Source organism: Cellulophaga sp. (assembly GCF_039943695.1).
Lineage (GTDB): Bacteria > Bacteroidota > Bacteroidia > Flavobacteriales > Flavobacteriaceae > Cellulophaga.
Genome location: NZ_JBDVAA010000186.1, coordinates 1 through 11,905, shown reverse-complemented (window position 1 = coordinate 11,905; position 11,905 = coordinate 1). Strand labels below are relative to the sequence as shown.

Annotated in this window: 9 protein-coding genes and 1 pseudogene; 5 read left to right on the top strand and 5 right to left on the bottom strand. The window is 30.7% G+C overall.

Features of this window, described 5'->3' with window-relative positions; all coding sequences use genetic code 11:
* On the top strand, positions 1-232 hold a 232-nt coding region (locus tag ABJD66_RS12955), incomplete at its 5' end, for a prolyl oligopeptidase family serine peptidase (RefSeq protein ID WP_348132305.1).
* On the opposite strand, the gene ABJD66_RS12950 is transcribed toward ABJD66_RS12955, so the two are convergent.
* Genes ABJD66_RS12950 through tsaD form a run of 5 tightly spaced genes read right to left on the bottom strand, consistent with a single transcriptional unit; the run spans position 229 to position 4,953 of the window.
* Positions 229-1,407 (bottom strand): class I SAM-dependent methyltransferase, encoded by a 1,179-nt coding sequence (locus tag ABJD66_RS12950; RefSeq protein ID WP_348132302.1) that lies wholly within the window; start codon positions 1,405-1,407, stop codon positions 229-231. The two genes, ABJD66_RS12955 and ABJD66_RS12950, sit on opposite strands and share 4 nt — an antisense overlap.
* A 7-nt stretch (positions 1,408-1,414) precedes the next feature.
* Positions 1,415-2,503 carry an AI-2E family transporter gene (locus ABJD66_RS12945; protein WP_100896272.1) on the bottom strand — a complete coding sequence of 363 codons (1,089 nt, stop codon included), beginning with the start codon at positions 2,501-2,503 and terminating at the stop codon, positions 1,415-1,417.
* A gap of 6 nt (positions 2,504-2,509) precedes the next feature.
* Entirely contained in the window at positions 2,510-3,160 is a 651-nt protein-coding gene (locus ABJD66_RS12940) for a DUF4159 domain-containing protein (protein ID WP_348132298.1), read from the bottom strand.
* Positions 3,161-3,186: 26 nt separating this feature from the next.
* The gene (locus tag ABJD66_RS12935) at positions 3,187-3,894 is read right to left on the bottom strand and encodes a 16S rRNA (uracil(1498)-N(3))-methyltransferase (RefSeq protein WP_348132295.1); all 708 of its coding nucleotides are present in this window, start codon (positions 3,892-3,894) and stop codon (positions 3,187-3,189) included.
* A 30-nt stretch (positions 3,895-3,924) separates the two neighbouring features.
* Positions 3,925-4,953, bottom strand: coding sequence for a tRNA (adenosine(37)-N6)-threonylcarbamoyltransferase complex transferase subunit TsaD (tsaD, locus tag ABJD66_RS12930; protein ID WP_303542447.1), 1,029 nt, complete (start codon positions 4,951-4,953; stop codon positions 3,925-3,927).
* A 151-nt stretch (positions 4,954-5,104) separates the two neighbouring features.
* Between tsaD and ABJD66_RS12925 the strand changes: the two genes are divergently transcribed.
* The 4 genes and pseudogenes from ABJD66_RS12925 to ABJD66_RS12910 all read left to right on the top strand — a co-directional run.
* Entirely contained in the window at positions 5,105-9,418 is a 4,314-nt protein-coding gene (locus tag ABJD66_RS12925) for a translocation/assembly module TamB domain-containing protein (RefSeq protein WP_348132291.1), read from the top strand.
* A gap of 206 nt (positions 9,419-9,624) precedes the next feature.
* A complete protein-coding gene (pfkA, locus tag ABJD66_RS12920) occupies positions 9,625-10,611 on the top strand; it encodes a 6-phosphofructokinase (protein WP_100896267.1) in 987 nt (328 codons plus the stop codon).
* A gap of 21 nt (positions 10,612-10,632) precedes the next feature.
* Positions 10,633-11,634: a type I glyceraldehyde-3-phosphate dehydrogenase gene (gap, locus tag ABJD66_RS12915; RefSeq protein WP_100896266.1), complete on the top strand. Its 1,002-nt coding sequence runs from the start codon at positions 10,633-10,635 to the stop codon at positions 11,632-11,634.
* A gap of 86 nt (positions 11,635-11,720) precedes the next feature.
* A pseudogene (locus tag ABJD66_RS12910) lies at positions 11,721-11,905 on the top strand (N-acetylglucosamine kinase); the annotation flags it as partial.

Genomic DNA, 11,905 nt, shown 5'->3' with positions numbered 1-11,905 from the left:
ATTAAATATTACAAAAGAAACTCCTAAAACATTTTTGGTACATGCTACAGATGATACTGCTGTTCCTGTAGAAAATAGTTTGCTTATGTATAGTGCTTTAAAAAATAAAGATATACCAGTACAAATGCATATTTATGAGTCTGGTGGTCACGGTTTTGCGTTAGGGCTTAAAAATAAAAAACTGTCTAATTGGACTAACTTACTTGTAAATTGGATTAATAACTTAGATTAAGCTTTACTACACAATAAAACAACTTTTTTGTTATAGCAGTCTGTTGTAAAAAATAAGTAAATATTACCGCCTTCTTTTATTTTAAATTTTTTGCGAATATTAGCTACACTTTCTGGAAAGTTACGTGTGGTAATGTTTGCTTTTGTTAGTTGTAAGCGCTGAATTTCTTTTTTATTAAATGCAATTTGTGTTTCAACTTTAAAACATCTTCCTGCAAAATCTATTAAGTCATTAGAGGTGTACAAATGAGTATGCTCATGCAATTTGTGTAATTTATAATGTGCTGCTACAGACTTAAATGCTCCTGCTTTTAAAATAGCAGAATTAGGTTCATAAATGTATTGTTGAGGTTCACTATAGGTAAATACAGCCTCTTTTTCATTAGTATAATTAAAAGAGAAAACCAAATCTTCAGTTTTAGTTAGATTTATGGTTTTAATATATATGTCTCCTGTATAGTCTTTCTCTAAAACCCAAAGCAATTCTTTTACATCATTATTAAGTGCAACAACGTGTATTTCTTTTACATTTTGTAATGATTTTATACCAACTGAAAAATCTAATAACGGAGATGTTTTTATAAGTATATTATCAGCTTTGCTAAAAATTAAATCTAAATGTTCTGGTACGTTTGGTAAACAATCTTCTAAAAAAAACACTTTTCCTTTGGCATCATTTCTTCTAGATGGATCTATGTAAATCCAATCAAAAAGTAAATCTGTGTTTTTTAAATGATCTATCCCATTTACATTGCACGTATTAATATTTTTTACACCTAAAGTTTTAAAATTGTGTGCTGCTATTTTAGATACGTTTTCAGAAATTTCGCAATGGTAAACTAAAGCTATTTTTTTAGTAAAATAAAAGCAATCTACTCCTAAGCCACCAGTAAGGTCTATAAGCGTTTTTCCTTTTACTAGGGAAGCTTTGTATGTAGCTGTTTTTTCTGATGAGGTTTGCTCTATGTTTAACTTGTTGGGATAATAGATATTTGGCGTTGTAAACCACGTTGGCAGTTTGCTTTTACACTTGTTTTTAGCTTCAATTTGTGCTGCTAATTCTTTATTGGTTACATCGTTAAATGTATCTTTTTTAAGTAGAATAGACATAATGTCTGTTTCTAAATTTTCAGCAATAAAATTTTGTACGTTGGTATGTAAAATAGCGGTATTCAAACTAAAACTATAAATTTTTTGTCATAGATTTTACAATCTTGTTTTCTGCAAAAAATTCTTTTAAAATTACTTTAATTGCAGTGTAACCCGGTACAGCAATAATCATCCCAGTGATACCAAAAAGTAAACCACCAATAATTATAACTAGAAAAATTTCTAATGGATGAGATTTTACACTACTTGAAAATATAAAAGGTTGCGAAAAGAAATTATCTACTAATTGCCCAATAATAAAACCAATCATTACATAACCTGTTTTTGGCAAAATAACATCACTAAAGCTTTCGCCTAAGTTGCTAGACATTGTAAGTGTAACCATTAAAGCGCCACCAATAATGGGTCCTACATATGGTATTAAGTTTAACAAAGCGCATAAAAATGCTATTACAATGGCATTTTCTATACCTACAACTAGTAAAACAATGGTGTAAATAACAAATAATATTAGTATCTGAAAAACCAATCCAACAAAATATCTAGATAGTAGACTACTTATGGTATCCATAGATTTTTTAAATCTTCCTTCTTTGTTTTGAGGCGTTAACATTAATAGTCCGTCACTAAATAATTTACGATCTTTTAAAAAGAAAAAAGTAATAAATAAAACAGAAAACAGGCCAATACTTAAACTACCAAGTACACCTATAAGAGAGTTTAGAAAATCTGGAATAAAAGCAAAATCTAGACTTGTTAAAAAGTTTGATGATTTTACGTTTTCTTCAAGCTCGCTAGTGCTTACACCAAAGTAATTTACAATCTCTGTATATAAATCTTGTATGTTACCTTGTAGTTGGTTAATATCTAATAACGCTAAATTATGTCCTTGCTGAATAATAAGCGGAATAAAAAGTGCAATTATACCACCAACAATACCAATTAAAAACAACATTGTAATAATAACGGCTAAGGTGTTGTTAAACTTTAATTTGTCGCGCAAAAATAAAACAATAGGTCTGCCAATTAAAGAAGCTACGGCAGCAATAGATATATAGACTAAAACAGAACTAATTTTATATAAAAAAAAGCAAAGTAATAGTATACCTACTATAATGCCCAATGCACGTAAAATACCATCTGCTATTGTTTTTGCTTTCATTTATACTTAGTTATTAAAAACGTATTTTATAATATTAGCACCCATTTGCAGTGCTTTTTCTCGTACTTTAGGACCATCGTTATGTACTTCTGGGTCTTCCCATCCATCACCTAAATCGCTCTCTAAAGTAAATAGCAATATAAGTCTATTATTGTGAGTTATGCCAAAAGCTTGTGGTCTTTTTCCGTTATGTTCGTGTATTTTAGGTAAACCATCTTTAAATTTAAATTTCTGATTAAAAATAGGGTGATTTGCACCTAACTCTTCAAGCTTTTTATTAGGAAATAATTTAGCTATTTCTTTTCTAATATACGGTTCCATACCGTAGTTATCATCTATATGTAAAAACCCACCAGATAGTAAGTAGGTTTTTAAGTTTTCTGCTTCTTCATTAGAAAAAACAACGTTTCCGTGCCCTGTCATATGTAAAAAAGGATACTGAAAAATACCAATATTACCCACCTCTACAGTTTGTGGTTTAGAATTTATTTTGGTTGCTATCTCTTTATTACAAAATGCAATTAAATTGGGTAGAGCAGTAGGGTTAGCGTACCAATCTCCGCCACCATTATATTTTAGAATAGCAATTTTTTGGGCTTGTAACTTTGTTATAAAAGCTAGTAAAAGAAACAAACATAGAGTTGCTATTTTTTTCATAAAATTATGGTTATTTAAAAAGTAATTTATCCGTTGTTTATCATTGCAACAGTAGTACAAGCAACTATAGCGGCTGTTTCTGTACGTAATCTGTTTTTACCTAAAGATACAGGAACAAAACCATTTTCATAAGCTTGTGTAATTTCAGACTCAGAGAAATCTCCTTCTGGACCAATTAATACGGTAACATCTTTGTCTGCAGCTACTCTTCTTTTTAGTTCTGCCTTTTCTTCTTCTTCACAGTGGGCAATAAACAGCAAATCTTTATGTTCTTTTTTTACAAATTCAGAAAAAGGAACAGGAGTATTTAATTTTGGTAAATAGGTTTGTAAAGACTGTTTCATTGCAGATTGTAAAACTTTCTCCATGCGTTCTAACTTTAAAACTTTACGTTCAGAGTGGTCACAAATAATAGGCGTAATTTCATCTACACCAATTTCAGTTGCTTTTTCTAAAAACCACTCAAATCTATCATTCATTTTTGTTGGTGCAACAGCTATATGCATCCAATGCATTGGCCTGTGTTTTTTTTCTTTAGATGTAATTTGTGCTTTACATTTTTTAATATCAGCAACCATTATTTTAGCAGTAAATAAATAGCCTTTACCATTTGTAATGTACAATTCATCTCCTTCTACCTTACGTAGTACTTTTACAATATGTTTGCTTTCTTCCGGAGAAAAAACAAATTGAGAAATACTGTTATCTAAAGTGCTGTTATAAAATAATTGCATAAAATATATTAATTAGGTTACTGTTTTTATTTATTCGTTAATTACGTAACGTGCTTTTGCTGTTATTTCTTGTGTAGAAAATAATTCTTCCTTGTACTTTAAATAACCAACTATACCAATCATTGCAGCATTGTCTGTACAGAATTGAAAAGGTGGTATAAAGGTTTTCCAACCGTGTTTTTGTTCTGCTTCTTGTAACACTTTTCTAATACCAGAATTTGCAGACACGCCACCGCCAATTGCAATTTGCTTAACACCAGTTTGTGCAACTGCTTTTTTTAGCTTTGTTAGCAACACATTAATTATTGTATACTGTATAGATGCACAAATATCATTTAAATTTTCTGCAATAAAATTAGGGTTTTTTTGTGTTTCTCTTTGTATAAAATAGAGTACACTTGTTTTAAAACCGCTAAAACTAAAATTTAATTCACCTACTTTAGATTTAGGAAAAGGAAATGCTTTTGGATTACCTAACTGTGCATATTTGTCTATTAATGGCCCGCCAGGGTAAGGTAAACCCAAAATTTTAGCACTTTTATCAAAAGCTTCACCAACGGCATCATCTAGAGTTTGACCTAGAATTTCCATATCAAAATAGCTTTTAACCAACACAATTTGTGTGTGTCCGCCGCTAATTGTCATCCCTATAAAAGGAAACTCTGGCTTTTTACCTGTTTCATTATCAATAAAATGGGCCAAAATATGTGCCTGCATATGGTTTACCTCTATTAAAGGTATGTCTAAACCAAGAGCTAAAGATTTAGCAAAAGAGGTACCTACAAGCAAAGATCCCATTAATCCTGGTCCTCTTGTAAAAGCTATTGCAGATAAGTCTTTTTTGTTGATATTTGCCTTAGCTAAGGCTTGGTGCACCACAGGTACAATATTTTGTTGGTGTGCTCTAGAGGCTAGCTCGGGAACAACACCACCGTATTCTTCATGAATCTTTTGCGTAGCAACCACGTTGCTAAGCATTTTACTATTGTGTAAAACGGCAGCAGACGTATCGTCACAAGAAGATTCTATTGCAAGTATATAGATATTGTTTTTTTCCACGTATTTTTGGAATAAATATTGAAGTAACAAAGGTAAAACATAAAGGGCTATCAAAAAACTATTTAAAATACTACTAAGAATATTGTTGGTTTTATTACTGCTTTGTCTTTTAGCGACCTTTATTTTCTCGTTGTCATCTGTGCAAACTCGTTTGGCTAATTATGCCACAAATAATATTAATAAAGAATATGGCACTAATTTAAATATAGACAAGCTTAAGGTTAATTTAATTACTTGGAATACATCTGCAAAAGGTATTTATGCGGCAGATGAACAAAAAGATACTCTTTTTTACATTGGAGATTTAACAACATCTATACTAGATATTAATAATTTAATTAAAGGGCAGTTAGAGTTTGGAGATATAGACGTAGATAACCTTCATTTAAAATTAAAAACATACAAAGGACAAAGCGCCTCTAATTTAGAGATTTTTATAGATAAGTTAGATAATAAAACGCCTAGAGCCAAAGGAGCTAAACCTTTTAAAATGGTTTCTGGTAATGTAAATATTGGTAATAGTAGATTTCAATTAATTAATGAGAATTTAGAAAAGCCAAAGCAGTTAGATTTTAAAAATTTAAATATAGGTGCAACAGATTTTTTAATTCTAGGTCCAGATGTGTCTACACAAATTAACACACTTACGTTTACAAGTAGAAGAGGACCAAAGGTTGAAAACCTAACCACAGCATTTAAATACTCTAGAACACAAATGAGGTTTGATGCGTTGCAGATAAAAACAAAGGAGTCTGACTTAAAAGGGAATTTAGTTTTTAATTATGACCGTAAAGACTTTAAAGATTTTATAAATAAAGTACAAATAGATGCCAATTTTACAGATTCTGAAGTTGCTTTAGATGATATAAATATGCTTTACAACCAGTTTGGTAGTGGTAAAAAAGTTAGTCTGTCTACAAATGTTAGTGGTGTTTTAAACGATCTTACTACAAAAAGATTAATGCTTTTTTCTGATAATACAGGTGTTAGAGGAGATTTTAACTTTAAAAACCTATTTACTTTAAGTAAGCCATATGTTATAGATGCAGATATGAAAAGTGTAACTACTAGTTATTATGAGTTACGTTCTCTATTGCCAAAAATACTTGGTAATGTGTTACCATCTTCATTTGCAAAATTTGGTCAGTTTACGGTTAGGGGAACAACCTCTATTACAGAAACTTTAGTAAAAGCTAAAGTAAATATAAACACAGCTATAGGTAGTAGTTATTCTGATGTAGAACTTACCAATATTAATAATATAGATAATGCAAACTACCACGGGTTTATATCACTTATAGATTTTGATTTAGGTAAGTTTTTAGATAACAATACAGTTGGTAAAGCAACAGTAGATATTAATGTAGATGGTAAAGGTTTTGTTGCAGAAACTATGAACACAGAAATAACTGGAGAAGTTTATAGTATTTATTTTAACAAATACACCTATAAAAATATAAAAGTAGTTTCTGGTACGTTAAAAGAACAGTTTTTTGATGGCGCTTTAATTAGTAACGATCCTAATTTAAAACTAAATTTTAAAGGTTTAGCAGATTTTTCATCAGCTAATAATACATTTGATTTTATAGCTTCTGTAGACCACGCTAATTTTAAGGCTTTAAATTTTATTAATGATAGCGTTTCTGTATTTAAGGGTAATATTAATATGGATATTACAGGTAATACACTAGATAATATTGTTGGAGCTATAAAGTTTAGAGAAACTAGTTATCAAAATAAAAACGATACCTATTATTTTGAAGATTTTGAAGTTACTTCTAATTTTGAGACCGACTCTCTGCGTAAAATAACCATTAATTCTCCAGACATTATAACTGGTTATTTAGAAGGTAATTTTAAAGTAAATGAGTTAGATAAGCTTATACAAAACTCTATTGGTAGTATTTATACCAATTATAGACCGTTTGAGATATCCAAAGGGCAAAAAGTAGACTTTAAATTTAATATTTATAATAAAATTGTAGACGTATTTTTTCCTGAAGTAAAGTTTGGTTCCAATACATTTATTAGGGGTAAAGTAGTTGCAGATGAGGGTGATTTTAAACTTACATTTAAGTCGCCAAAAATTGAAGCTTTTGGTAACAAACTAGACAGTATTAACGTAAAGATTGATAATAAAAATCCGCTTTTCAATACTTTTATATCAGTAAATGATGCATCAACTAATTTTTATGATGTTAAAGATTTTAAACTGATAAATACCAAGTTAAAAGATACACTGTTTTTTAGAACAGAATTTGCAGGTGGTCGCGGGTATGATGATAACTATTTTTTAAACTTTTATCACACATTTAATAAAGACAATAGATCTGTAATAGGTCTTAAACGTTCTTCTATTTTACTAAAGGGTAATGAGTGGGTTGTTAATAAAAATAGAGATAAGAAAAACAAAGTAATTGTTAATAGAACATTAGATAGTATAGATATTAAAGAAATTGTATTTAATAACAATGCTAATGAGCAAATACGTTTAAGTGGTAAGGTGATAGATTCTACTTATAAAGATTTATTATTAGAATTTAATGATGTGTCTTTGCATAAAATAACTCCTGCTTTAAAAAATATAGATCTTAAGGGAGAGGTAAACGGTTCTTTAAATATTTACCAAGAAGAAGGTAAGTATTTACCTTCTAGTAACTTAACAATGACAGATTTTACCGTTAATGATATTAGACTAGGTAATTTGGGTGTAGAAATTGTTGGTAATGATGATTTAACTTCTTTTGATGTAGAAACACACTTGCGTAATAAGGGAGAAGATAGGTTAATTGTAATGGGTAAAATTAATAACAATAATAATATACCTACAGCAGACTTAGACGTAGAATTTGCAGATTTTTTAATGGAACCTTTTTCTAACTTAGGAGAAGGTATAATATCTAATATTAGAGGCTCTATAAGTGGTAAAGCTAAAATTACAGAGCGTTTAAGTAACCCAGATATTAATGGTAAATTACTACTAAATAATGCAGGTTTGGGTATAGAGTACTTAAATGTAGATTATAGCTTTGGAAAAAATTCTGTAGTAAATCTATACAAGCAAACTTTTGACTTTGAAAACATACAATTAACTGATGTAGTTAAAAATACAAGCGCAACTTTAGATGGTACTATTGGTCATAAAGATTTTGCAGCTTGGGATTTAGACTTAAAAGTAAATACAAACAACAATCGTTTTTTAATATTAAATACAGACTATACAGAAGAGAGTTTGTATTACGGTACTGGATATTTAAACGGTACAGGTAGAATTTACGGTTCTACTAAGGCATTAAATATAGACGTTATAGGAGCTACAGCTAAGGGAACTTCTTTAAAAATACCTTTAAGTGATGTTGCAGCAGTTGGCGATTATAGTTTTATAAATTTTGTCACTAAAAAAACAGAAGAAGAAAAAAATAGAGAGTTGCAAAAGTATGAAGGCCTAGAACTTATGTTTGACTTGGATGTTACGCCAGAGGCTGAAGTAGAAATAGTAATAGATCCTAGTACAAAAAGCTCCTTAAAAGGTACTGGTGGTGGTACTATATTAATGGAGATTAATACCAACGATAAATTTAATATGTATGGCGAATTTGCTGTAGCTACAGGTGAGTATAATTATAAATATGGAGGTATAATAAATCGTAAATTCACTGTAGAGCCTGGAGGTACAATTATTTGGGATGGCTCACCTTTAAACGCAGAGGTTAATATGCGCGCAATTTATTCTTTAGATGCTAACCCAGCACCTTTATTAGATAACTCTAACTATACAAACCGTATACCTGTAGATGTTGTTGTTAGTTTGGTAGGCCCGTTAGAAAAAACTGAAGTAGATTTTAATATAGAGTTTCCAAGCACTAGTTCAATAGTAAAATCCGAATTAGAATATAGACTATTAGACCATAATTTTGAGCAAAACAATGCATTTTACTTATTAATGCAAGGTACATTTGTAAATGAAGAAAGTGGTTTAAATGCAACCGCGTTAAGTGGTAATTTAACCCAAACAGCATCTGGGTTATTAAATTCTGTTTTTAAAAGCAACGGAGAAAATTTAGATTTAGGTATAGTTTACGAGCAAGGAAACTTAAACCCTAATGCCATACAAACAGAAAATAGAGTAGGTGTTACTGTATCTACAAAGTTAGGAGAGCGTATATTGTTTAATGGTAAGTTTGGTGTTCCTGTAGGTGGTGTAGGCGAGTCTGTTGTTGCTGGTGATATGGAAGTGCAAATTATTTTAAATGATAAAGGTACACTTAGTGCTAAAGTATTTAATAGAGAAAACGAGATTCAGCAATTTTTAGCAGAACGTCAAGGATACACACAAGGAGTTGGTTTAAGTTATCAGGTAGATTTTGATACGTTTAAAGAGTTGATGACTAAAATTTTTCCTAAAAAAGCACGTAAAGAAGAAGAGCTAAAAGTAGAGGAAAATAAAAAAATGCCTCAAAACTAAAATTACACATACTTGAAAAGTAGCAAGGGAAATATCTTTTTTCTTCAATTTCTTCCTTTTTTTCAATTTAAAATCACACATTTTTAAGAGCTTTTGATAAAACTTATTAACGAAAACGTTTGAAGTTTTAGCTGTGTCAAAATTTAGGGTTCATACCACTAATTTATTAAAATAAGTTTCCTAGCTTTACTACTATAAATTAATAAATGGCTTCAAAAATTAAAAAAATAGCAGTCTTTACTTCTGGAGGAGATTCTCCAGGAATGAATGCAGCAATAAGATCTGTAGTTCGTACATGTGCTTATTTAAAAGTAGAATGTGTAGGTGTTTATAGAGGGTATGAAGGTATGGTTGAAGGTGACTTTAAACCAATGGATGCTCGTAGTGTAAACAATATTATCAATAAAGGAGGTACTATATTAAAGTCTGCACGTTCAGATTCTTTTAGAACAGAAGAAGGTCGTAAGCAAGCTTATGATAATTTAATAGCAAATAATATAGATGCTTTTGTTGTAATTGGAGGTGATGGTAGCTTTACCGGAGCAATGATTTTTAATAAAGAATACAACTTCCCAGTAATGGGTATTCCGGGTACCATAGATAATGATATTTTTGGTACTACCTACACTTTAGGTTTTGATACGGCTTTAAATACAGTTGTAGATGTAATAGATAAGATTAGAGATACTGCTAGTTCTCATAACCGACTTTTCTTTGTGGAAGTAATGGGTAGAGATGTGGGACACATTGCATTAAATGCGGGTGTAGGAGCAGGAGCAGAGGAAATACTAATTCCTGAAGAAAATTTAGGTTTAGATCGTTTGTTAGAATCTTTAAAACGTAGTAAAAAATCTGGTAAATCTTCTAGTATAGTAATTGTTGCTGAAGGAGATAAAACAGGTAAAAATGTTTTTGAACTTAAAGAGTATGTAGAGGAACATTTACCAATTTACGATGTACGTGTATCTGTTCTAGGTCATATGCAGCGTGGTGGTTCTCCTTCTTGTTTTGATCGTGTATTAGCGAGTAGAATGGGAGTAAAAGCGGTAGAAGCTTTGTTAGAAGGTCAAAGCAATCTAATGGTAGGTATACAGGATAATAAAATTATACTTACACCAATAGAACAAGCTATAAAAGGGCACACAAAAATAGATAAAGAACTCATTAGAGTTTCAGACATAATGTCAACATAATTAATAACAAAAAGTAAGAAAATGTCAAATTTAAAAATAGGAATCAACGGATTTGGAAGAATAGGTAGGTTGGTTTTCAGAACAACAATAAAAAGAGGTGACGTAGATGTTGTTGCAATTAATGACTTATTAGATGTAGAACATTTAGCATACCTTTTAAAGTATGATTCTGTTCACGGAAAGTTTGATGGTACTGTTGAAGTAAATGATGGTAATTTAGTAGTAAACGGTAAAGTTGTACGTATTACAGCTGAGCGTGAGCCTAAAAACATTAAGTGGGATGCAGCTGGTGCAGAAGTTGTAGCTGAGTGTACTGGTATTTTTACAACTTTAGAAAAAGCACAATTGCATATTGATGGTGGTGCTAAAAAAGTGGTTATTTCTGCACCTTCTGCAGATGCGCCAATGTTTGTAATGGGTGTAAACCATAAAGAAGCAAAAGCATCAGACTTAATTGTATCTAATGCATCTTGTACTACAAACTGTTTAGCTCCTGTTGCCAAAGTTTTAAATGATAATTTTGGTATAGAAGAAGCTTTAATGACTACTATCCACGCAAGTACTTCTACTCAGTTTGTTGTAGATTCTCCATCTAGAAAAAATTACAGATTAGGTAGATCTGCAATGGCAAATATTATTCCTTCTTCTACAGGTGCAGCAAAAGCGGTAGGTAAGGTTATTCCAGAATTAAACGGAAAATTAACTGGTATGGCTTTTAGAGTTCCTACGCCAGATGTTTCTGTAGTAGATTTAACTGTAAGAGTTAAAAAAGAGACTTCTTATGAAGAAATTAAAAAGGTATTTAAAGCTGCTTCTGAAGGAGAATTAGCAGGTGTTTTAGGATATACTGAAGAAGATGTGGTTTCTCAAGATTTTGTAGGAGAAGCACAAACTAGTGTTTTTGATGCTGGAGCAGGAATTGAGTTAAGCTCAACTTTCTTCAAAATTATTTCTTGGTATGATAATGAAGCTGGTTATTCTAATAAGTTAGTAGATTTAGCTCAGCACGTAGCTAGTTTATAAACCTATTTTATAATTGTGATATAGTATCCTGAAAATTGGTGAAAATTTACTTTTTTTCAGGATACATTAATTTTAAGTAATAACGTATGATATTAATTGTAGATAGCGGTGCTACTAAGTCAGATTGGATTGCCTTGGATGAAAAAGGTGAACAATTATTTGTGACGCAAACATTAGGTTTAAGTCCAGAAGTTTTAACTAGAGAGGTTATTGAAGACAGACTGGCAAATAATTTTGAATTATCTAAAAACAAAGAACAAGTCACTAAATT

Excerpts from the sequence above, each read along its gene's own strand:
- ABJD66_RS12945 (WP_100896272.1), bottom strand. The coding sequence starts at position 2,503 with ATGAAAGCAAAAACAATAGCAGATGGTATTTTACGTGCATTGGGCATT.
- ABJD66_RS12940 (WP_348132298.1), bottom strand. The coding sequence starts at position 3,160 with ATGAAAAAAATAGCAACTCTATGTTTGTTTCTTTTACTAGCTTTTATA.
- ABJD66_RS12935 (WP_348132295.1), bottom strand. The coding sequence starts at position 3,894 with ATGCAATTATTTTATAACAGCACTTTAGATAACAGTATTTCTCAATTT.
- pfkA (WP_100896267.1), top strand. The coding sequence starts at position 9,625 with ATGGCTTCAAAAATTAAAAAAATAGCAGTCTTTACTTCTGGAGGAGAT.
- gap (WP_100896266.1), top strand. The coding sequence starts at position 10,633 with ATGTCAAATTTAAAAATAGGAATCAACGGATTTGGAAGAATAGGTAGG.